Origin of the sequence: Lentibacillus populi, from assembly GCA_014642895.1 — a bacterium.
Lineage (GTDB): Bacteria > Bacillota > Bacilli > Bacillales > Amphibacillaceae > Lentibacillus_C > Lentibacillus_C populi.
Genome location: BMJD01000036.1, coordinates 12,621 through 35,107 on the forward strand (window position 1 = coordinate 12,621; position 22,487 = coordinate 35,107).

Annotated in this window: 23 protein-coding genes and 3 pseudogenes; 19 read left to right on the plus strand and 7 right to left on the minus strand. The window is 39.8% G+C overall.

What is annotated here, in order from left to right:
• The first annotated feature begins 298 nt into the window (after positions 1 to 298).
• The 8 genes from IEX12_RS17305 (at position 299) to IEX12_RS17345 (ending at position 7,366) form a co-directional block, all read left to right on the plus strand.
• Entirely contained in the window at positions 299 to 601 is a 303-nt protein-coding gene (locus IEX12_RS17305) for a metal-sensing transcriptional repressor (protein WP_088051419.1), read from the plus strand.
• A 13-nt stretch (positions 602 to 614) separates the two neighbouring features.
• Entirely contained in the window at positions 615 to 2,999 is a 2,385-nt protein-coding gene (locus IEX12_RS17310) for a heavy metal translocating P-type ATPase (protein WP_188725571.1), read from the plus strand.
• A 35-nt stretch (positions 3,000 to 3,034) separates the two neighbouring features.
• Positions 3,035 to 3,241, plus strand: a complete 207-nt coding sequence (gene copZ, locus IEX12_RS17315) for a copper chaperone CopZ (protein ID WP_088051417.1) — start codon at positions 3,035 to 3,037, stop codon at positions 3,239 to 3,241.
• Between the two features lie 210 nt (positions 3,242 to 3,451).
• A complete protein-coding gene (locus IEX12_RS17320) occupies positions 3,452 to 4,075 on the plus strand; it encodes a YdhK family protein (RefSeq protein WP_102416089.1) in 624 nt (207 codons plus the stop codon).
• A gap of 424 nt (positions 4,076 to 4,499) precedes the next feature.
• On the plus strand, positions 4,500 to 5,012 hold the full coding sequence (locus IEX12_RS17325) for an SRPBCC family protein (protein ID WP_188725572.1): 513 nt from the start codon (positions 4,500 to 4,502) through the stop codon (positions 5,010 to 5,012).
• Between the two features lie 160 nt (positions 5,013 to 5,172).
• Entirely contained in the window at positions 5,173 to 5,970 is a 798-nt protein-coding gene (locus tag IEX12_RS17330; RefSeq protein ID WP_188725573.1) for an alpha/beta fold hydrolase, read from the plus strand.
• A gap of 430 nt (positions 5,971 to 6,400) precedes the next feature.
• On the plus strand, positions 6,401 to 6,850 hold the full coding sequence (locus IEX12_RS17340) for a YdeI/OmpD-associated family protein (RefSeq protein WP_102416086.1): 450 nt from the start codon (positions 6,401 to 6,403) through the stop codon (positions 6,848 to 6,850).
• A gap of 183 nt (positions 6,851 to 7,033) precedes the next feature.
• Positions 7,034 to 7,366: an ArsR/SmtB family transcription factor gene (locus tag IEX12_RS17345; RefSeq protein WP_088051412.1), complete on the plus strand. Its 333-nt coding sequence runs from the start codon at positions 7,034 to 7,036 to the stop codon at positions 7,364 to 7,366.
• 424 nt (positions 7,367 to 7,790) lie between these two features.
• Here IEX12_RS17345 and IEX12_RS17350 read toward each other — a convergent pair whose 3' ends face one another.
• Positions 7,791 to 8,291, minus strand: coding sequence for a hypothetical protein (locus tag IEX12_RS17350; RefSeq protein ID WP_102416085.1), 501 nt, complete (start codon positions 8,289 to 8,291; stop codon positions 7,791 to 7,793).
• Positions 8,292 to 8,548: 257 nt separating this feature from the next.
• Between IEX12_RS17350 and ilvE the strand changes: the two are divergent.
• The 7 genes and pseudogenes from ilvE to IEX12_RS23530 form a co-directional block, all read left to right on the plus strand.
• A pseudogene (ilvE, locus tag IEX12_RS17355) lies at positions 8,549 to 9,283 on the plus strand (branched-chain-amino-acid transaminase); the annotation flags it as partial.
• Positions 9,284 to 9,447: 164 nt separating this feature from the next.
• Positions 9,448 to 9,707: pseudogene (locus IEX12_RS17360) on the plus strand (dihydroxy-acid dehydratase domain-containing protein); the annotation flags it as partial.
• Between the two features lie 97 nt (positions 9,708 to 9,804).
• A complete protein-coding gene (locus tag IEX12_RS17365) occupies positions 9,805 to 10,335 on the plus strand; it encodes a TetR/AcrR family transcriptional regulator (protein WP_088051409.1) in 531 nt (176 codons plus the stop codon).
• Positions 10,336 to 10,395: 60 nt separating this feature from the next.
• A complete protein-coding gene (locus IEX12_RS17370) occupies positions 10,396 to 11,349 on the plus strand; it encodes an SDR family NAD(P)-dependent oxidoreductase (protein WP_088051408.1) in 954 nt (317 codons plus the stop codon).
• A 664-nt stretch (positions 11,350 to 12,013) separates the two neighbouring features.
• Positions 12,014 to 12,496 (plus strand): DUF2975 domain-containing protein, encoded by a 483-nt coding sequence (locus IEX12_RS17375; RefSeq protein ID WP_088051407.1) that lies wholly within the window; start codon positions 12,014 to 12,016, stop codon positions 12,494 to 12,496.
• Between the two features lie 10 nt (positions 12,497 to 12,506).
• Complete coding sequence (locus IEX12_RS17380; RefSeq protein ID WP_088051406.1) at positions 12,507 to 12,728, plus strand: helix-turn-helix domain-containing protein; 222 nt, start codon at positions 12,507 to 12,509, stop codon at positions 12,726 to 12,728.
• Positions 12,729 to 12,818: 90 nt separating this feature from the next.
• Positions 12,819 to 12,968 (plus strand): annotated as a pseudogene (locus IEX12_RS23530) (DUF817 domain-containing protein); the annotation flags it as partial.
• A 74-nt stretch (positions 12,969 to 13,042) separates the two neighbouring features.
• On the opposite strand, the gene IEX12_RS17390 reads toward IEX12_RS23530, so the two are convergent.
• The gene (locus tag IEX12_RS17390) at positions 13,043 to 13,873 is read right to left on the minus strand and encodes an undecaprenyl-diphosphate phosphatase (RefSeq protein ID WP_088051404.1); all 831 of its coding nucleotides are present in this window, start codon (positions 13,871 to 13,873) and stop codon (positions 13,043 to 13,045) included.
• Between the two features lie 25 nt (positions 13,874 to 13,898).
• Positions 13,899 to 14,513 (minus strand): DedA family protein, encoded by a 615-nt coding sequence (locus IEX12_RS17395; RefSeq protein WP_088051403.1) that lies wholly within the window; start codon positions 14,511 to 14,513, stop codon positions 13,899 to 13,901.
• 137 nt (positions 14,514 to 14,650) lie between these two features.
• Between IEX12_RS17395 and IEX12_RS17400 the strand changes: the two genes are divergently transcribed.
• On the plus strand, positions 14,651 to 14,998 hold the full coding sequence (locus tag IEX12_RS17400) for a hypothetical protein (RefSeq protein ID WP_286171237.1): 348 nt from the start codon (positions 14,651 to 14,653) through the stop codon (positions 14,996 to 14,998).
• Between the two features lie 3 nt (positions 14,999 to 15,001).
• Here the strand turns inward: IEX12_RS17400 and IEX12_RS17405 are convergent, their stop codons facing one another.
• Positions 15,002 to 15,997 (minus strand): helix-turn-helix transcriptional regulator, encoded by a 996-nt coding sequence (locus tag IEX12_RS17405; protein ID WP_088051402.1) that lies wholly within the window; start codon positions 15,995 to 15,997, stop codon positions 15,002 to 15,004.
• A gap of 241 nt (positions 15,998 to 16,238) precedes the next feature.
• Here IEX12_RS17405 and IEX12_RS17410 point away from each other — a divergent pair, with 241 nt between their 5' ends.
• Entirely contained in the window at positions 16,239 to 17,639 is a 1,401-nt protein-coding gene (locus IEX12_RS17410; RefSeq protein WP_188725575.1) for an FAD-binding oxidoreductase, read from the plus strand.
• A 395-nt stretch (positions 17,640 to 18,034) separates the two neighbouring features.
• A complete protein-coding gene (locus IEX12_RS17415) occupies positions 18,035 to 18,670 on the plus strand; it encodes a LysE family translocator (protein WP_088051400.1) in 636 nt (211 codons plus the stop codon).
• A 193-nt stretch (positions 18,671 to 18,863) separates the two neighbouring features.
• On the opposite strand, the gene IEX12_RS17420 is transcribed toward IEX12_RS17415, so the two are convergent.
• Entirely contained in the window at positions 18,864 to 19,433 is a 570-nt protein-coding gene (locus IEX12_RS17420) for a hypothetical protein (protein WP_088051399.1), read from the minus strand.
• Between the two features lie 187 nt (positions 19,434 to 19,620).
• Here IEX12_RS17420 and IEX12_RS17425 point away from each other — a divergent pair, with 187 nt between their 5' ends.
• Positions 19,621 to 20,220, plus strand: a complete 600-nt coding sequence (locus IEX12_RS17425; protein ID WP_088051398.1) for a hypothetical protein — start codon at positions 19,621 to 19,623, stop codon at positions 20,218 to 20,220.
• A gap of 159 nt (positions 20,221 to 20,379) precedes the next feature.
• Here the strand turns inward: IEX12_RS17425 and IEX12_RS17430 are convergent, their stop codons facing one another.
• Entirely contained in the window at positions 20,380 to 20,811 is a 432-nt protein-coding gene (locus IEX12_RS17430) for an SRPBCC family protein (RefSeq protein ID WP_102416079.1), read from the minus strand.
• Between the two features lie 33 nt (positions 20,812 to 20,844).
• On the minus strand, positions 20,845 to 22,482 hold the full coding sequence (locus IEX12_RS17435) for an FAD-dependent monooxygenase (RefSeq protein WP_102416078.1): 1,638 nt from the start codon (positions 22,480 to 22,482) through the stop codon (positions 20,845 to 20,847).
• Positions 22,483 to 22,487 lie beyond the last annotated feature (5 nt).

The following is a 22,487-nucleotide window of genomic DNA, read 5'->3' on the forward strand; positions in this document are numbered from 1 at the left end:
CACCAAAACAAGGAAAATCGAATCATTCCCAGTGAACGCAATTTCCATTTGCTTTGTATAGTATATGAGAATTCGGTTGGATTTTAAGAATGTACGGTGAAAGAAATGAAAAAGTCCCAGGCTTTTATTGCCAAGGCTGGATCTTGGTATAGGTTATTGTTGAAGTGACAAATTAAGACTGTACTATAAATGTAGAATAAAAAATTTCCAAGACACTTTACAAAATATGAGGTTTTTTATTGACAAATATACCATGTGGGGGTATAGTATAGATATAACAGAAAAGGAAGTGATTCATTTGGATAAATTCTTACATGATCACCCAGTTAAACCAAGAACTAAAGATGAAAAGCAAAAAATCATTAACCGTTTAAAACGGATCGAAGGCCAAGTTCGTGGAATACAGAAAATGGTGGAAGATGATCGATATTGTGTAGATATTTTAGTACAAATTAGCGCAGTCCAATCCGCATTAAAAAATGTAGGTTTTTCTGTCACCGAACGACATATTAACCATTGTGTCAGTGATGCGATCAGACAAGGTGAAGGTAAAGAAACGATTGAGGAGTTAATGAGTGTATTGAAGCAGTTTTCTAAGTAAGGAGGGAGCTATTATGAGTGAAACGAATCATGCAACACTTGGAATAACAGGAATGACCTGTGCTGCATGTTCCAGTCGTATTGAAAAAACGTTAAATAAAATGGACGGTGTGGAAGCACAAGTTAATTTAACGACAGAAAAGGCAACCGTAGACTATGATTCAGAAAAAACTTCCATAGAAGATATTACGAAGAAAATTGAAAATGTCGGCTATGGAGTTTTAATGGAAAAGGCAGAATTAGATGTTTTGGGAATGACCTGTGCTGCATGTTCGAACCGTATTGAAAAAGTATTGAATAAGCAAGAAGGAGTAAAGCACGCAACTGTAAACTTAACAACAGAAACTGCATCTATAGAATATAACCCAGGACTCACAGATCTTAAAGCATTGATTGGGAAAATCAAAAATGTGGGTTATGATGCGATACCTAAAGCGGAAGCAGCGGAAAAGCAAACACATAAAGAAAAAGAACTAAAACACAAGAAGATGAAGTTAATTATTTCGGCTGTGTTAGCTGCACCGCTATTAATAACCATGGTGGTTCATTTATTTAATATGAATCTACCGGATATATTCATGAATCCGTGGTTCCAATTTGCTTTGGCAACGCCTGTGCAATTTATCATCGGATGGCAATTTTATGTTGGTGCATATAAGAACCTGAAGAGTGGTGGAGCGAACATGGATGTACTTGTTGCATTAGGTACAAGTGCTGCTTATTTCTATAGTTTATATGAAGCACTTAAGACCGTTGGAAATCCAAATTATATGCCTCATTTGTATTTTGAAACAAGTGCTGTATTAATCACGTTGATTTTATTTGGTAAGTATTTAGAGGCGAGAGCAAAAAGCCAGACAACGAATGCACTATCCTCTTTGCTTAATTTACAGGCAAAAGAAGCTCGCATTATAAGAAATGGCGAGGAAATCATGATTCCGATTGAGGAAGTTGTTGTTGGTGATCGATTAGTTGTAAAACCAGGGGAGAAAATACCTGTAGACGGTAGGCTTGTGAAGGGAAGAACATCTGTCGATGAATCGATGATTACAGGTGAATCCATTCCAATTGAAAAGGAAGTAGACTCATGTCTTATCGGCTCGACGATAAACAAAAATGGCTCAATTGAAATGGAAGCAACAAAGGTAGGTAAAGATACTGCCCTTGCTTCGATTGTCAAAGTTGTGGAAGAAGCACAAGGATCGAAAGCACCCATTCAACGCCTAGCTGATGTGATATCCGGCTATTTCGTACCGATCGTTGTTGGTATTGCAATTCTAACATTTATTGTCTGGATTTCATTTTTCCAGCCTGGTCAATTTGAACCTGCCCTAGTTGCAGCAATTGCTGTCCTTGTTATTGCATGTCCATGTGCGTTAGGGCTTGCAACACCAACATCCATTATGGTTGGTACAGGAAAGGCTGCAGAGAACGGAATTCTTTTTAAAGGTGGAGAACACCTGGAAAGAACGCATCAGTTAGATGCAATTGTTCTTGATAAAACAGGAACCATCACAAAAGGAAAACCGGAAGTAACGGATTTTTCTGGTGATGAAGAAACATTACAATTGTTAGCTAGTGCAGAAAAAGGATCGGAACATCCACTTGCAGGAGCTATTGTGGCATACGCAACAGAGAAAGCTATTGATTTTGTGGAAGTGGATGAATTTGATGCTATACATGGTCATGGTATTGAAGCTAAGATTTCTGGAAAACAAGTTCTTGTTGGAAATCGAAAATTAATGAATGATCATCAAATTGATATTGGGACTAACGAAGAAAAATTGGTTGAATTTGAAAACAATGGCAAAACAGCGATGTTGATTGCTATTGATGGAAAATATAGTGGAATTGTTGCGGTTGCAGATACCATTAAAGAAACAGCACCGCAAGCAATTAAAGAGTTACAAGAACAAGGCTTGGAAGTAATCATGTTAACAGGGGATAACGAAAGAACAGCTCAAGCTATTGCAAAACAAGTAGGAATCGACTATGTGATTGCTCAAGTGTTACCTGAAGAAAAAGCGGATAAAGTCAAAGAAATTCAGGTCAAGGGTAAAAAGGTAGCGATGGTTGGTGACGGTGTGAACGATGCACCTGCATTAGTTACTGCAGATATTGGAATTGCTATTGGAACTGGTACAGAAGTGGCCATTGAAGCTGCTGACCTTACGATTCTTGGTGGAGAGCTATTACTCATACCGAAAGCCATCAAAATCAGTCATGCAACGATTAAAAATATCCGTCAAAACCTCTTCTGGGCTTTCGGCTACAATACAGCAGGAATTCCAGTTGCAGCAGTCGGATTACTTGCGCCATGGGTTGCTGGTGCAGCAATGGCACTAAGTTCGGTAAGTGTTGTTTCCAACTCCCTTCGCTTAAAGAGAGTTAAGATATAATTTTTTTCTATAACTTTAAAGGAGGTGAAAAGGTCATGGAGAAAACGTTAAATGTACAAGGCATGTCATGCGGTCATTGCAAAATGTCAGTTGAAGGTGCATTAAAAAAATTAGATGGTGTATCAGCAGCTGAAGTTAATTTAGAAGAGGGTATTGTAGATGTTACTTTTGATGAAACAAAAGTAAATGTTGATGCCATGAAAGAAGCTATTGAAGAACAAGGCTATGATGTTAATGCCTAAATATAAGAATAAAAAGCTGGTTTTCTGTTGCGAAAATCAGCTTTTCAATTTGAAAGAATTAAGCAAGATGGGAAAAAAGTAGTCATGATAGATGATGCCTAGCCATTGGAGCGGTCATTATGTCGCTAAGTACCATCATTTGTGCTATTAATGCTCAATTATGGAAGATTGATTACTATTTAAAATTTACTCGGGTGGAGGCAAGGGATAATGAAAATTAAAAAATTACTGATTGGATTAGTTCCTCTAATGATAGCTCTTGTTTTAACGGCTTGTGCAGGAAATGATGAAACAGCACCCAAAGATAATACAGATAAAGAGAATGAGTCAAATGAAAACATGGATATGAATGAAGAAGAGTCTGATTCCATGGAAGAAGGAATGGATCATTCAGGGATGAATCATTCAAGTTCAGGTGAGGTTCCGGAGGATTTAACAGTTGCAGAAAACCCAACTTATCCAGTTGGAAGTCAAGCAGTTATGCATGCGAATCACATGAAAGGAATGGATGGTGCCACAGCAACCGTTACAGGTGCATTTGAGACAACTGTTTATGCCGTTTCCTATACCCCAACGACTGGTGGAGAGCCTGTAGAAGATCATAAATGGGTTATTCATGAAGAAATTGAAGATCCCGGAGAAGAGCCATTTCAAGCAGGAGATGAAGTAGTATTAAATACGGATCATATGGAAGGAATGGATGGCGCTACAGCCACGATTGATTCAACAGAACAAACAACCATTTATATGGTGAGCTACACGGATACGGAGACTGGTGAGGAAGTGAAAAATCATAAATGGGTGACGGAAACAGAACTTTCACCGGTGGAATAAATTAATAGGAAAACTTTATCCGTTATTTCACAATAATCCCCTAACTTTATGACTTTATGAAGTGGGGGATTTTTGTGGTTCGATATAAATAAACATTCCCCCACAAATGGGTGCTTTTTCGGAGCAACAATCAAATTTTATTTTAAACCAACACCAAATAATTGAATAAAGCTTTTTGAGCTGATGGGGTGAACTTAGGTTGTTGAAGAAATAGATTGTATGATATGGTTTCCTTATCACATAACCATACAATTGTTTTGATTGACAAGTAAGTGTTTTTTATGTAAAGCTACAAAATTCTTTTGAATATTCCTTTGAAGGAATATTCCTTATGTGGTATACTATAAATACAAATTCGAATTTGAGTATTTTCCAAATTTACAGGCTGTAGTTGAGTGGAAAATTTGAAAAGGAGGGATTTGTAATGGCAAAAAGCAATGCATTGGAAAACATCACTTCAAACGTAGGAGAGCGGGAATTTACGTTGGTGCGTGTCTTTGATGCGCCACGTAAGCTTGTATTTAAGGCATTCACTGAACCCAAGCATATTTCTCGCTGGTGGGCGCCGGAGCCGTTTACGATTCCAGTTTGCAACATTGACCTTCGTCCCGGTGGAATCTGGCACTATTGTATGGAATCGCCCGAAGGTGACAGAAATTGGGCCAGAGCGGTTTACCGCGAAATTGTTGAGCCGGAGAAGATTGTTTATACCGGCGGCTTCTCGGATGAGGGCGCCAACCCGGTTGAAGGCATCCCAGAGCATCAGGTAACAGTCACCTTTGCCGAACAGGAAGGAAAGACGAAACTTACTGTTCGTATTCAGTTAGAGTCGGCTAAAGAACTTGAGTCAACACTGAAAATGGGCATGAAGGAAGGACTCACCGAGTGTATCAACGACAAATTGGCGAAGGTTTTGGAAGAACTTCAGATCGCGTGAAAGAGGTTCATTATAAAGGTCAAGAGCAAGATAAAAATGAAATGGTGAAAGGATATTGAAATCGCAAAACTTACGACTTATATATGTCCAATGATGCAGACATCATAATAATTAAGGGGCGTGAATGGTATTTAAATCATTAAGAAAGAAGGAGAATCTCATGAATAAGGTCATTTCGAAAGACGGTACTTCTATCGCGTACGATAAAACAGGCAATGGCCCGGTATTGATTTTGGTAGATGGGGCACTTTGTTACCGGGCATCAGGTCCAAATGGCCCGCTGGCGGAACAGTTAAAAGAGGATTTCACCGTATATACTTACGATCGCCGTGGTCGTGGGGACAGTGATGAAAAGAAACCATATGCCGTCGAGCGAGAGGTTGAAGATATTGATGCTCTTATTCAGGAAGCCGGGGGATCAGCCTACGTGTTTGGTAGCTCTTCCGGTGCAGCGCTTGCTCTTGAAGCGGCCCGGTGCCTCCCAGCCATTAAGAAATTGGCTTTGTATGAGGCACCGTTCGTTGTTGACGACAGCCGGGCTGGGGTACCGGAAGATTATTTGGACCAACTTACCGAACATGTGGCATCGGATCGCCGGGGCAAAGCCATTAAACTCTTCATGGGAAAAGGAGTAGGTGTTCCTGCCATATTTATCACGATGATGCCGTTCATGCCCGCCTGGAAAAAAATGAAGGCCATTGCGCACACACTGCCTTACGACACTATTCTTACCGTTGACCATCAGAAAGGGAAGTCGTTATCGGCAGAAGAATGGTCTTCTGTAACGATTCCTACGCTCGTTGGGGTCGGCGGGAAAAGTCCGGCGTGGATGAATAACGCTATGCAGGAACTTGCGAACGTGCTTCCAAATGCGAAACACCGAACGTTGGAACGCCAGACACACATTGTCAAACCGGACGCACTGGCGCCGGTGTTGACCGAGTTTTTTATGGAATGAAATATTGTTCAAATTTATAAAAAATAGGAGATGGATATGATGGATAGCGTATCTTTAAAAAAAGATGTGAGAATCAAAACAGCTTAGTAACCACAACAAGGATCAGAAAATTACTTACTTTCGGCGTGATTGCCGGTTCTCTGTACATTTTAGTCGGTTTTTTTTCCGTTGATGTGAGCATGTTTTGTGTTTGCCCGCCGATTTTTCTCTCTTTGGACAGGCTGGGCCGTCTATTCCATCATCACTGGTGTGCTCTTTTTTGCAGGTTTTGCCGGGATCGCCTCAGGTACCGACTATGAATGGATCAACATCGCTTTTTCCATCGCGGTTGTGCTCCTCGCATGGGCTGGATATCAATAATGGCCGTACAGTTAAAGTTTGAGCTTTTCAAATAAAAAATATCAATTAAAAAACAGGAGGTAGATTTTAGATGAAGTTTCGTGCCGTCATTCAGCTTAACGGTAAGACCGCAACAGGCATACAGGTTCCGGAGGAAATCATGGAGAGCCTGAATTCAGGGAAAAAACCGAGGGTGAAAGTGATGATTAAAGATTATACCTACCGTAGTACCGTGGGAACCATGGGAGGGAAGTTCATGATTCCCGTTAGTGCAGAGCATCGTAAAGGCGCTGATGTGGAAGCCGGGGATGAGGTAGATGTCGACATTGTACTTGATACCGAGCCTCGTGCGGTGACCGTACCGCCCGATTTCGCCGAAGCGCTTGACCGGGAACCCGGGGCGAAGAAGTTTTTCGATGGGCTGTCTTACAGTAACAAGCGACGGTTTGTACTAACGATTGAAGGTGCCAAGAAAGCGGAAACCCGGCAACGACGTATCGACAAATCAGTTACCTTGTTAAAAGAGGGACGAATCCAGTAAACTCATTGTAGGGGAATACGTACATGTGTTTAGCAACGGTTGTTCAGCAGATACTATGGATAGGTGCTATGAACTTATGTACGGTATAATATACAAGGGAGTGTTTCCAATGAGAAGGGCAATTCATATCATCCAGGGGCAGACAGCAATGGAAATTCAAATGGTTGGAATGTAGAGGAAACAGTGGATACGACGAAATGGAGTGCACTTGCCGAACCCAATCGGTTACACATCGTTGAACTTTTACGTGAAGGCCCTCTCACCGTAGGAGAGATCGCCGATCGACTTCAGCTTCGCCAGCCCCAAGCGTCAAAACATCTTCGCGTGCTAAGCGAGGCGGGAATTGTTGGGGTTCAGGCGGTTGCCAATCGACGAATCTATAAGCTTCGGCCGGAGCCATTTAAAGAATTGGATTCCTGGCTGGAGTCTTTCCGACAAATCTGGGAGGAAAGACTCGATCGCCTGGACGATTATTTGCACGGGTTAAAGGAAAAGAACCAAGGTGACAAGGAATAAGTGGGGCGCTTTTCTGGAATGAGGAAGCGCCCATTTTTCATTGACGATAGGTATGATTGTTTTTAGGATATTCTGAAATAAACCTTTTCAAGGGGTTGTGCAAAAATACCCTACTTGATAAAAAAGCTGTTTACTTTGACAAAGTGTTCTTTACTATAAGTAGGTTGAAGATCTTCCCTAAGATTATTTAATAGTTATGATAAAATTAATGGAGATTGTGAAGGAATGTAATTAAACTAAAGCAGCAGGTTAGTTTAAGAAGATAATAGTTAATATACCTTTTATGTTCAAGCTCCAGGGGTTTACTGTTGAAATTATATCAGAGTAAAATTATTAAAAAAAGAGCAGCACAGGTAGAAAATGATCAAATTATTTTTATAAGAATTCTCTAGCTAGAACAAAATATTTTAAGAGCCTGTTTTAATTAATCTTTTTTTAAAAAGCAGGCTCTGTTCTTATCTAAATTCGCGCACGATTCGATTTTACAGATCCATCTATAATAACTTAAGACAGCGATAAGCAAAAATGGATTAACCAGTAATGAATACCATATACTCCACCAGCTATGGTGAAAATAACCCCATGGTTCAGGTAACAATGCGGCGGCTTCATATAATGTGATAGCTATTGTCCAACAAAGTATATAAAGCATTTGTTTGTAAAAGGTTTTCTTAAATGGATACCAATTTAAAAAAATGATATTTACAGGAGGAATCAATATAGTAAAAGCAGGAAGCACCCACCAATTAATTTCTTTACTAAAGTACCAATAGCCATGGTATTTAAAGTCAATAAATGTCTCTGTAACCGCCTGGAGAGCGATTGTAAACGTCCATATATGTACAAATTGATTTTTGGTTAGTCGCTTATTGGTTGTAAAACATACCAAATTAAAAAGAATTATTGCGATAATAAACCCTATCATTGCAAAAAGCTCCCTTTTTTACAATAGATTTTTCATCCACACTTCTAATTATTACCTTATTTTCACTCAAAAAAATACTATGTTGAAGTTATTATTAATTATTCGTTGTGGAAGGGGCTAAAATAATGGTTAAAAACAAATGGTTAGAACAGCTTCCTATGGCTCCTGATAGGAATGAGTGAGCTAAGAAAAATAATGAGCGAGGCTTTATCCCTATTTCCAAGGGATAATATAACAGCTAAAACAAAATTATTTAAGACTCGGCGAAGTCCATCATGTTAACCATTCCGTATTCAAAAGAGGAAATGACTAACATTGTTGTAAAAACACTCCGCCAAAATGAGCTGAAAGATGGCTATATTCGCATCGTAGTCTCACGTGGTGCAGGTGATTTAGGATTAAATCCCTATACATGCGAGAACCCGACAGTAATGGTCATTGCAGAACCGTTACGCATTTATCCGAAAGAGTTATATGAGACTGGGCTTGAGATCATTTCAGTTGCTACAAGACGTAATCGTTCGGATGCATTAAGCCCGATGGTGAAATCTCTAAACTATTTAAATAATGTATTGGTAAAAATAGAAGCCACATTAGCAGGAGTATCGGAAGCTTTAATGTTAAATGATCAAGGGTATGTGGCAGAGGGATCTGCTGATAATATATTCATAGTGAAAGATAATAAACTGAAAACACCACCTGGCTATGTAGGAGCGCTTGTCGGAATTACTAGAAATGCGATAATGGAGTTAGCAGAAACAAAAGGGTATGAAATGACAGAAGGTATTTTTACTAGACATGAAGTTTATACGGCAGATGAAGTGTTTTTAACAGGGACCGCTGCAGAAGTCATTCCTGTAACAAAGATTGATGGACGTATTATTGGTGAGGGAAGACCGGGACCAGTCACAAAGGATTTATCAGAAGGTTTCAGCAAATTAACCGTTACGGATGGAGTTAAAATTTATGACGAACCGTTAAAGGTCGGTTAATTCCACTTGTGATGAGTGTTCAAAGGACCTTTGCCTATTTGTTAAATTTCGTCTAAGGATCTGACATAAAAGGAGATGTAAGCAATGAGAAGTGATAACCGCGCCCGCATCGAAGTCTATTATATGCAACAGGTCTTAAAACAAAAGATTTAGAAAAACCTTTTATCGGTGTTTGTAATTCATATATTGCTATTATTCCAGACATAAGCATTTGAATCACTTTGCAGAAGTGGTAAAAGAAGCGATTTAAGAAGCCGGTGGAGTTCCATTTGAATTTAATACCATCGGGGTTAATGATGGGATTGCTATGGGACATATTGGGATGCGTTATTCCCTACCAAGTCGAGAGATTATTACGGATGCTGCAGAAACAGTTATTAATGCTCATTGGTTTGATGGAGTTTTCTATATTCCCAATTGCGATATAACATCCATTTCTCATATTTCCTTGCATAAAATATCAAAGTCGGTTATTATGTAATTAATCAATCAATAACTAAACGCAATAAGGGGGTTGAACAATGGTTAGATCAAAAAGTGACACTCGTAAAGAAGATATTCTTGAGGCGGGTTTAGAAATATTTGCGGAAAGAGGTTATTATAATACAACCACCGCACTTATTGCTGAAAAAGCAGGCATATCTCAACCTTATGTGTTTAGATTCTTTAAAACTAAAGAGGAATTGTTTGTAGCAGCTTTGGATCGGGCATATGAAAGGATCCTTCAAACTTTTAAAAATGTGGAGGCCAACCCAGATCAACTTGTTACCAAAATGATTGAAGCATATGAGGAGATGTCTGTATCAAACCCCAATGAGATCGCCTTGCAGGTTATAGGGCTTTCGGTGACAGAAGAATCAATAAGAAAATCTACGCAGAAGGGTTTGTCACGTATTAGAAGTTATACATTGGAAAGGTTTCGAGCTGTAGGAATCGCAAATGCCGATAGAGCAGTCACGACCTTTCTGGCTAGGGGAATACTCTGCAATATTTCCTATTTTATAGATTTACCGGAACTAATTGATGATGGAGCAAAACCCATGACCGATTAGCGTCGGTTTTTTATTTCAATATTAGTTATTGATCAATCACTAATTAAAGGAGAATGGACAATGAAAACTGCGATTGTATTAGGAGCGACTGGTGGGACGGGCCGGGTTATTGTATCGGAATTACTGACCAGAGGTGTCAAGGTGATTGCCTTCGGACGTTCCGAAAATAAATTGAAAGCATTAATAGAACAGCACCATTTTAATCAACGGTTGTCGTATAAGCTGGGTAATATATTTGACTACCAAACGATTGTAGAGGCGGCAAAAGATGTTGAGGTTATATTCCAGTGTGCTAATGTTAAATATCAAGAAATGGCTGATCGACTTCTTTTGCTTGGAGAAAATGTGATGAAAGCAGCGAATATTCTAGGAAAGAAGATTGTCATTGTTGATGGGATCTATGTTTACGGGCATCAAGTTGCGAAGGGTGTTGAAAATCATCCAAAACAGCCACATACGAAGAAAGGGAAATTAAGGGTAGAATTCGAGAACTTAATATTCAGTAACAAATGGGAGAATGCAAAGGCATTAATTGTCAGGCTACCGGATTATTATGGCGCGACCTCACAGAATTCCTATTTACAGCCTACATTGGAAGGGATGGCTGCTCGTAAAAATTCAATCTTTATTGGAAATTTGAAAACACCACGGGAATATGTCTATTTACCGGATGCAGCCAAGATGGTTGTGAATATAGCGGAAAAAGACGATGCTTATGGAGAGAACTGGAATATACCTGGAGCGGGATTGATTTCAGGAAAAGAAATCATTCGGATAGCTCGGGAAGTAACTGGAAATCGAAAGAGGGTCATTCCTTTAAATAAAAATGCGATTCGCTTCATTGGCTTGTTTGATCCATTTATTAGAGAAGTTGTTGAGATCATGTATCTTACGAAAGAAGGGTTTGTTTTGAATGGTGAAAAATATGAGAGACGAATCGGCCCAATTCCAGCAACTCCCTTCAGAAAAGGACTTGAAGAAACGTTACAACTTTTAATGCGTAAGGAGAATTAGGCTATGGTCGTTTCATCAAAATGATTTTCATTCGGGAATAGGGGGTTGAACTCCACTTCATTGGTTAAAGCTCGACCCTTTAAAATAAAGATTGATCAAAATGAGGCAATTGTACCCGGTTTTGATCAATCTTTTTTATAAATGGAACTTAGCACGGATGTAATATCAAGGGTTACAGCATATTTTTTGATCGAACTTATCACCCTGCCCCCGTTCATAAAACAAAAAGATTCTTGGCCTTCAATTGTCAAGTTACAGGACAAAATGAGCCTCGCAGCCTTCGTAGTAACTCTTTCTCGGTTTGGAAAGTGAAAAATAATAACAGCGTCTTCATATGTAAAGTTCGGTCTACCAAAGATAGCTTTGAATTCATCCTTACTCAGAATGCTTAACCGTCTTTGTTGGGTTCCGGTTTTTTAATATCGATAATTTACCCTTTCTTTGCCGGAAATTTTATTTGTTCCAAACAACTCTTTTCAAAAGTACGCTTTTTGAAGAGACTGTTTATGTATTTTGTGTGATCCTAACATTTAGGTATTTGGCCATTTTCAGTTTAGTGAATTGAATTTCAACAATAAAATATCTAATAGTGATAATTATTTATTGTAAAACGATAAATTATGTGTTAAAATCAAAATCACAATAAATAAGTGAGGTGTTTTTTATGAAACGAGGATCAACACTTTTTTTAAAGATAGCTGTTGTTCTTATTGGAATCCCAGTTCTTGCTTTGTGTATATTTTTGGTGCCTGAGATAGCGAATTATGCAGCAGATCTGTATCCAGATGTTGCTTATATGAAATATCTCGTTTTTATCGTCATGTATGCAGCAGCGATACCTTTTTACTTTGCTCTGTATCAAGCTTTTAAACTTTTAAGCTATATTGACAAAACACAAGCTTTCTCGCAAATTTCTGTAAAAGCTTTAAAGAATATAAAATACTGTGCAGTCACAATCAGTATCGTGTATGTGGCAGGCATGCCGCTTTTATATCTCATCGCGGAGATAGACGACGCCCCAGGTATCATAGTAATCGGATTGATCATTATTTTTGCTTCAATGGTAATCGCAGTCTTTGCTGCTGTTCTCCAAAGACTTTTAAAAGAAGCTATTACTATAAAATCAGAAAATGATTTAACGGTCTGAGGTGAAAACAATGGCAATTATAATCAATATTGATGTGATGCTGGCTAAAAGGAAAATGAGCGTAACAGAACTTTCGGATAGGGTTGGAATAACAATGGCTAACCTTTCTATATTGAAAAACGGAAAGGCAAAAGCGATTCGATTATCAACTTTAGAGGCGATTTGTAAGGCTTTAGAATGTCAGCCCGGAGATATTTTAGAATACCGAAGTGATGAAGACACCAAAGGTTAAAAGCGAGGAATATTTAACATTGAAAGGAAAAGGGAGATTTATTTTTCCATAATTTCAATAAATCAAATTTATAAAAGAGGAGTTACTCTCATGAATTTAACCATCCAAAATGATTCTCGAAAAAAACCTTTGAAGGCACAAATCATGAGATCACTTAAGCAACTCACTTGTTTTGGTTGGGAGCAGGCTCTATCATGTCTGTTTCCTGTCGCTATTTTTGCCTCTTTGGCTATTACACAATTCCAGCTACATTTTTCATCAAACGCTTATAAATGATCACACTTTATTTCAAATCCACATAATTAACAACTATTCTAAAAATAAATCAGCCAAACGACCACAACTAAAACAATCCGATATATCGCAAATGGAACGAGTCTAATTCGGTCAATCAGCTTCAAGAAAAATTTGATAGATACTAGTGCGAATACAAATGCACTAATAAAACCAACGATGAAGAATGGTAGTGCATCAATGGTAAAATACTGCAAGTTTTTTAATAAAGATAACCCACTAGCCCCCGCCATGATCGGAACGGCCATAATAAAGGTAAAATCGGCAGCAGTCTTATGGCTCATCCCAGTCAATACACCACCAGAAATGGTTGCACCAGATCTCGAAAATCCTGGCCATAAGGAAAAACATTGAATAAGCCCAACCGTAAACGCTTGTCTATACGTAATTTGGTCTACTGTTTTGGCTACAGGATCTTTTAGAGCAAATTTATCAGCAATAATCATCAATATAGCTCCTAAAAGTAAACCTATCAAAACTGTTTCCGTTGAAAATAAATGTTCATCAATATAATCTTCAAATAAAACACCTAAAACACCAGCTGGGATCAAACCTACGATAACTTGACTTAATTTTAAGCGGTGATTTCTCATTGCTTCATTATTATTATGTTTTGTTAAGCCCAATAGGTCATAAAATCTTTTTCTAAAAACAACCACTACTGCTAAAATCGAACCAAGTTGGATAACTATTTTAAATGTGTTCGCAACATACTCTGTTAAAAACGCTTCAGATTTCAACCACATGTCATCAACGATTATCATATGACCTGTTGAAGAAACTGGAGCAAATTCTGTTAATCCTTCTACCAGACCTAAAATAATTGCTTTTAAAATTTCAATTAAATCCATCGAATATGCACATCCCTTTGGTAAACTACCCTTTATTATTTCTTTTCTTCGAGATAAATAGAATGATAAAAACAACTATTCCAGTACCGATAAGGACATAAGCTATAGTTGAATATATATCCATAAACTGAAGAATGTTTGTCCATGATTCACCTAATGCGGCACCAATTAAAATGAGAATGACATTCCATGCAACGGTACCGATCATCGTAAACAGTAAAAATAACCAAAATTTCATATTTGACATACCCGCTGGAATCGAAATCAGACTTCGTATTAGCGGGATCATCCTGCAAAATAGCACAGTCCAATAGCCATACCTGTCAAACCACTCGTCCGCTTTATGAATATCCTCTTTCTTAACTCGAATGATATGTCCCCATCTACTGACTATTTTCTCCATCCGTTTTACATCGAGTAGCTTACCAATTCTATAAAGAATGATTGCGCCGAGTACCGAGCCCGTTGTCGATGTTACGACAACTCCCATAACGGTCAATTGAGTTGTTGTTGTCATAAATCCCGCGAAAGGGAGAATAACCTCAGATGGTATCGGTGGAAATACATTTTCCAACGCCATCATAAAAAAAACCCCGATATAACCGAATTGCTCCATTATATCTGTTACCCATGTTTGCATGATAAACCTCCGTAATTATGGATTGTCCATTATTAGTTATAATCAAATAGTGTAGTAGATATGTTTATTTTTTAACGTTATGCTGGTCTTGGTGGGACCAGCTAACGGCAGCTGGTTTCGACGCGAGCCTGCCAGCTGTGGTGGCCTCCACCGGTGTCACCTCGTACCTCACCAAGAACGCGATCACGGCCACACTGCGCCAGGTTGCAATGTTTTCCCCCGGCTCCATGCTGGCCATTACGTTCTTGTTACCGCTTGAGCTCGCCGAACCCGAGGAGCGTCCTGAGGTTGAGGCGGCGGAGAAGGGAGCGCGAGTAAGCGGCACGCCTTTCATTAGCTTCTTCAGACCGCCGGAGATACTGGCATTGGCCCGCAAGGCAGGTTCCGAACAGTCCGGCATGTATCCTCGGCCGATCTTAACCAACGATATTTTACCGGACGAACCGATGGTCTTAGACTGCCGAGCAGAGAGGAGTTTCTGGTAGCGACTACTTAAAGTCGCTACTTTCATACTTTGCCATGATCTCTAAAAGCATACATCTCATACAATCTATCAGTTCAGGTGGTTTTACTACTGTTGCATCATTTCCCAAGCCGATAAAAAACTTTGCCAAAAACGAAATATGGCTTTTCGGAACGTCATTGTCCAGCCAACCAGTGCCGTCCTCCCGAATATGAACTTTAGGAGGCGATCCTATCTCAGCTTTCCGAATATTAATTTTCGGCTGCCATAATTCAGCTTCGCATCTCTGGACACCCACTTTTGTCAGCTCCACATAGAGCTTGACGTACTTTCGCTCCTCCTTAAGAAAAGACTCCCAATTTCCTATATCAACATGTCGTAAATCCAAAGGTCTTGTTGTGGGAGAATCATCAACCGACAGAACTCTGTCACAGCGGAACAAGCGAAAATCCTCACGAAGAAAACAATAAGCAGGACAGTACCATAAACCGTTGCTTGCATAGATACCAATTGGTTGTATTTCACGACTTAATTTTCCTTTTCGTGATTCGTAATCAATGAGAAGCACTTTTTGATGAATAGCCGCATCAAGAAAAGTGGATAGAAAGGGAGTTTTCAATTGTCTCATCGGTGTGACAAAATCAAAACGGTCCTTCATTTGATCGATACGATCCCGTATATCGTCAGGCATGAAAGAATAAAATTTTTTTAGTGCCGAAGAGGATTCCTTTTTAAAAGGAAGATATGAATAGTAACGTAACGCATAACTCGAAAAAAAGATGGCGACAGCCTCTTCCTCGGTAAAAGCGATAGGAGGCAAGACTCTATCGTTCAACACCTGATAACCACCGTGAGGACCCACTTCCGAATACAAAGGGACCCCTAACTCACTCAGCTCTTGTAAATCTCTTAATATCGTCCTCGATGACACGTCAAATTCCTCGGCAAGTTCCTTGACTGTAAATTTTCTCTTTCGATTGACAGTCATCATCAATTCCATTAGCCGTTTCGATTTGTACATTGTTTTTCTCCATTTTTTTAAAAGTTTATGACATCCGTTGTCACTATCATAAACTACAATTAAAACCAAGTACAGGGTTACTTACAAAAATGGATCAGAGAAAGGATGATAGTATCGTATAGCCAATAACTTGAATATTTTTAATTGGGTTTAGAAAAAATTATCTCTAACGTGTCTTTTCCCAAGAGTGCAAATGCACCTTATAAAACTCTTGGCAATTATTTTGAAAAGGAGCAGACCAATGAAACAAAGTTTTTCTCAATTAAAACCACAGATTACTGAACTAAAGCAGCAAATTCAAGGGTCTATTTTATTCTCATCAGACTCTCAGGTAAAAAAGTATTGGAATATGGCTGTAAGGACTGCTACATGCTTAATTGTAAGGGTTAAAAATGTACAAGACATTATAAAAGTTCTTAACTTCGCCAGGAGACATCGGCTTCCTTTAGCGGTACGAAGTGGTTGGCATAATAGTTATGTTGGGTATTACACAGAAAATCAGTCAGTCTTAATTGATTTGTCTGATGTAAACCATATTGATGTAAATGTTCAATTACGGAATGCCCATCTCGGTCCGGGTAATACCTGGGGGGATGTGAGTGATGCGCTTCAACCCTACAAACTGGCGATTCCGTCAGGTGATGCGGCTTCCGTAGGGGTTGGAGGGCTTACACAAGGAAGTGGTATTGGGTTTTTATCACGCAAGTATGGACTTACCATTGACGCTTTACGTTCAATTGAGATGGTCACAGCAGATGGTGAAGTTTGCCGAGCAAGCAGGAAAGAGAATCCAGAATTATTTTGGGGCGTTCGTGGAGGCGCTGGTAATTTCGGTATCATCACTGATTTCGAATTCGATCTCTTCGAAGTTGAAGAGGTACTTGGAGGTACATTATATTATAAAGGAATAAAAGCTGAAGATTTGCTGAAAATAGTGAATCTTGCTTATGAAGCCCCAGATGAACTCACGGTAATTATTGATATGATGGCTGCACATCCGGTACCGTTTCTTCCAGCAAAATATCACTTTCAACCTGTAATATCCGTATCATTTTGTTACGCTGGCGATCTAGAGACGGGCAAAAATGTCATAGCACCTTTTCGTAAAATTGGAAACATCATTTCAGATCAAGTTACACAACAACCGTACAAAAATTTACTAACGAATCTTCCTGAAGATCTAACATTTGGGTCATATGGGCGAAATATGTATATGGAAACATTTGACGAGCAAAAGGCAAAGACTTTTGTTGAAGTAGTAAATAAGAATCTATCGTCGAACATCAGTATTCAATTACGTGTGCTTGGGGGAGCAATAAGTCGAGTACCAGAGAATCATACGGCATTTGCTCACAGGAATAAACCCTACTTGGTTCACATATCAAATGTTTTCACATCGATGGAAGAAGCAGATCGTTATTACACTTGTATGGAGAATGTGTGGGATAAATTAAAACCTTATGCTGCTGGAGCCGACGTGAACTTTATTGAGATTGGTGATACGGACAGATTGGAGGAGTTTTATTCAGAAGAAATACTACATCGTTTAATTAGCTTAAAGAAACATTATGATCTAGAAAACATTTTTCGTAATAACTTGAATTTGAAGCCAGATATCACAAATTATCCATGGAAAGATTAGATTATATACGAAACACCATAACGAAGTCATCACAAAATTTAAGGAACTCATTATATAGATATTTTGGATGCAGCCATTCTTGATGGAGAAATAATTGTTACTGATAAGGATGAAAACCAGACTCGGGAGCTCATGGTGGGAAGACTCAGATCTTCAAAATCTACTCTTAGTATACAATACTGCGTCTTCGATATCTCTGTGTGCGAGTTGTTCACGAATAATAAAGTTATTTAAAAAGACGGTATGAAATCGGATTTTCATACCATCATTTTCAGTTTTTCTGTATAATAAAAGAGAATATTTCGATATTCATTTAGTTTAGACTAGGTAAAAAATTAGCAGATCATGATAATGAAATGTTATGATTTTTTATGGAAGAAAGGTGTAGTGATAGCATGTTTTCATTTATTGTCGTTGTATTTCTTTTATTTCTAATCCCGGGTCCTGCGGTCATTATTACAATTTCGCAAACGATAAAAAGCGGGAGAAAAAACGGTATTATGACCGCTTTAGGAATTGGCTTAGGCGATAGTATCCATGCGTTGTTCGCTGTTTTAGGGCTATCAGCGATATTATTAAGTTCAGCTTTAGCATTTGAAATCGTAAAATATATCGGGGTTATTTATTTATGCTACTTAGGGATTCAAATGTTACTTACAAAGACTAAACAAGAAGAAAAATCACACCTTGAACAAACGTCTGTGAGTATAGATAAAAGCTCGAGTTGGACACCAATTAAACAAGGCTTTTTAGCGGAAGTATTGAATCCTAAAACAGCATTATTCTTTTTAGCATTTTTACCTCAATTTATCCAAAATGACGGAAGCAGTGTGACATTACAACTTCTTATTTTAGGTATTGTATTTGTGCTAATGAGCATTGCATTCACTACCTTTTTGGCTTATTGTACAAGTTTCATTGGAGCAAAGATGTTCAAAACATCAGGTATTTTTGCTAATAAAGTCGAGAAAATTGTTGGTTTAATTTATATTGGATTAGGCATACGTTTAGCCCTTCAAACTCAAGAATAGATGGCGAATATGGATTAGTAACAAGCTTTTATCAAACATAAAGGACAAAAACGCTGTCACATTTCTTTTTGCCTTAAGGTACTGTTCGGAATCGCCAAATAAATACAAGAATAAAGGTCCGGGGAAAATGCTCTGCTCATGTGATAAGAATAAGGATTTGTTCAGCTTGACCAGCTCGATTATTCTAGGCGATTTATGCTTCTTTACCGGTGTTATGCTTTGCTTTGCCATAATGATCGACGGAGAAGCTAAACAATACTTTCATTAAAAACAGTATGCCAATGATCAGCATATAAGGCGTTATTCCTGGCAGCATGGGCATGCAGCCTAGACCAACAGACAAAAGCAAGCCCGCTACGAATAATTGCGAATGTTTCCCGATAAAGCTATTTACGATAAATGCCCCGATGATCGTATAAGCCCATATCCCCAGTGAATACCAAATATCGGTATTGAGGAGAAAGGCAACAAGCACGATATGGACATGGATCGCAATGAATACGATCCGATTTGTTTTTCGCACCGCATAAAAGTTGCTGGTTGAAGCCGTAAAATTTGCTATGCAGCCGGCAAAAACATCGAATATCAATAATAATGCCAGGGAGCTGCGCCACGCCGGCAAATGGTCGGTCAATTCCGGGAATCTGTAATATAGCGCAGCCGTCAGAATCCCCCCAAAAAGCAGTATCGTCAGAATGGATCCAACAGACTGTTTTTCACCAAATACATCATGCAAAAAAGAAGGAATTCGAAGTTTTCTCATTTCATTCATCTCCCATCATCAGTGGATAATCCTAGATACCATTTCATATTTATAAAGTTATGTACTATATATAGTGATAAACCCTAAAATCATTATATCTAAACCTATATGAAGCTGCGTATTTCAGAGACAACATGGCCATTTATTCGTTATACTGTAATAATAACAAAAAAGGGGGGAGCGGAAAATGTTAGAACAGGAAGATCTGCTTGCTCGCCAACTGCAGTTACAAGCTGAAGCAGATGCGATTGCGGAAGAGATGCACCTTAAGCAATTGCTGGCAACAGCCGGTACGCCAGTAAAAGTAGGGAGTTCGGCGCTTGGTTTAATGGTTTGGAGAGACCTCGATATTACGGTCGCTTGTTCCAAGTTGAACATCGCTGCAATTTCCGGAATTGCAGCGCAATTAATGTCCAATCCTCAAGTCCGGGATTTGAAATTCATCAACGATACTGGCAACTGGAACACCGATCCGACCTATCCCGACGGTTATTTTCTCGGTATGACGTACGAGTCAAAAAACGGCAATAAATGGGAACTGGATATTTGGTTCGTAGACGAGCCTGATAAGCAGCCTGATCTACAGCATATTCGCACGATGCCCGACCGTCTTACTCCGGCAACGATTGTCTCTATTTTAAGCATTAAAACCGTTTGGGCTGCACGAGCCGAGTATGGGAAGCAAGTGAAAAGCTTCGATATCTATACCGCTGTATTAGACAATAATGTGCGCACACCTGCCGAATTCAATCAATGGCTGCAAAGCCGCAATAACAATTTTTATTAATAAAGAAGCCGCGAACACATGCCCGTGGCTTCTTTTTAACCTCTAACGGCAAAAAGTCACTTCACTGGTTCATGCAGTCCATAAGAAGCCAAACAAAAATTTCTCAAACACACCAAGAAATGCCGTAATTGCACTCGTGCGTAACAAACAATATGGAGGTCATCCCGTAAGGACAGCCTTCAAGCGGGCAGCTGTTTGTGGTTGTTCTTTTTTCATAGATTGACCCATGAAAAATTCAGCTACCTTTGGGACGTTGCCAACTTGAATGGTGAAATGAACACGGCAAGATTTTTCTGATATCGGCTCAATACGATAGCTTTCGCGAAACGATTGTTTTTCATCGGGCGTTGTCTCCATTGTCAACAAATGATCCTTGATACACTCGGTTACGATCATTGTTTTTTCGCTTTTAAAACCTGAATATTTTCCACTCTCAAAATATTTGGTTCCCAACTGGGCCGGTCCTTCAGGAGTGACTTGAATCTCTGTAATGCCTTTAATCCAGGAATCTCGTCCCTTTAGATCAATGAGACGTGAAAAAACAATAGATGCAGGGTAGTCATAAGTCTCAGTATATTCAAATGTGAGCATGATTATTTTCCTTTCCTTTTTGAAGTAGTTGATTTAGCGAAAAAGGATTGTCAGCAGGGCATTGGTTAAGACTTTTTCCATTTCTTCCTTATTCTCCTCGGCAACCGGTTTTCGCCATCCGATATACCCGTCTGGCCGCACGATGATAGCCCCTGTAGAAGTGATTCCGTATGTGTCAAGAAAATCGTTCCCGGGATCGCTGAAATCACCTTTATGACCACCAATCTGATAAATATCCATCGGGAGACGGAGCTCATCTTTAACATGTTGAGCAGCCTCCAACCCGCTTTGTCCATCGGGGCCAACGAGCAAGACGAATCGAGAACCAAATAGATCTAATGAGGAGATGGTACGACCGTCCCGTTCGAGAACAATGTGCGCCGCACGGGTTCCCGGCTGTCCCGTCCATAACTCGGGCGACTGTACAATTGGGAGGTTCTGCACGCCTGCTTCAGGTACGAATGCGCCGTCTTGATAACGATAACCCATATTGACATCCAGGGTACTTACTGTAATCCCATCCGATCCCTCGTGTTCACGCTGCTGGGACAGCATGACGACTTGTTCTGCCGTGTAATCCGCTATGGGCCGCCGTTCAACATCGTATGTCGTAAGCAAATCCGAACCGGCTTCACCGCGCAAGACGGCGGCCAGTTTCCAAGCAAGGTTCTGCGCCTCGGCGATGCCGGTGTTGCCTCCCAAACCGCCGCTTGGAGGTTGAACCCGTGCGGAATCACCAACTAAAAAAATGCGGCCTTGTTGGAAGCGATCAGCTACGCGGGCAGCCATTTCCCAAGTCAATACCTTTTTGATCGTAACGGGGATGTCAGGAATTCCGATTGCTGCCCTAACTAATGCAGCACAGCGTTCCTCCGGATAATCGGCAATCGTTTCCTCTTCGGGATCATATATAACGTCCAACCGGTATATATGGGGTCGCCTGGAAGTTCCAGGATACAGTACAAGACTTCCGCTTACGGTATCATTGGCGAAAAAACACATATGCGCGTTTTGGCTTCTAAACAGCTCATGAATTTCTGCATCAAAAACGACGCTGATCAGATGGAAGAGCGTACCTTCTCCATGTTGGCCAATACCTAATTGTGTGCGGGTTCCACTCTTACTCCCATCCGCTCCTACTAAAAAGTTGGTTCGAACACGGCGCGTTTCGCCGCTGATTCGATCACAAATCACGGCCGAGATGCTATCCTCGTCAGCTTCGAACTCGATCAACTCCGTGTTGTAGCGCAAATCGACACCGGCTTGTTCGGCCTGTGCCCGGAGAACCGGCTCAAGCAGATCTTGTGCGATGCCGTTTCCTTCAACTGGGCTGGCATCCGTAAAGTAAGCACTCATATCTTCCATCAGGTTATCAAATACTTGCCCAGCCAAACTCTCTACAAACATGATGCCAAAATCTCGAGGGAAAGGGGGCTCTTCATGGCGAATCACCTCCTCGATCCCGGCCGAACGGAATATTTCCATCGTTCGGGCGGTTAGGCTCGAAACACGCGGGTGAATGGCCGTTCCTGGATGGCGCTCTACGACTAATGGCTTAATTCCTTGGCGAGACAGAAAAAGGGAGAATGACAGGCCTACCAGACTTCCTCCAACAACGAGGACAGGAACTGTTTCATCAAATGATAAGGATTTATTTAATCGTTTATTCATTAAAA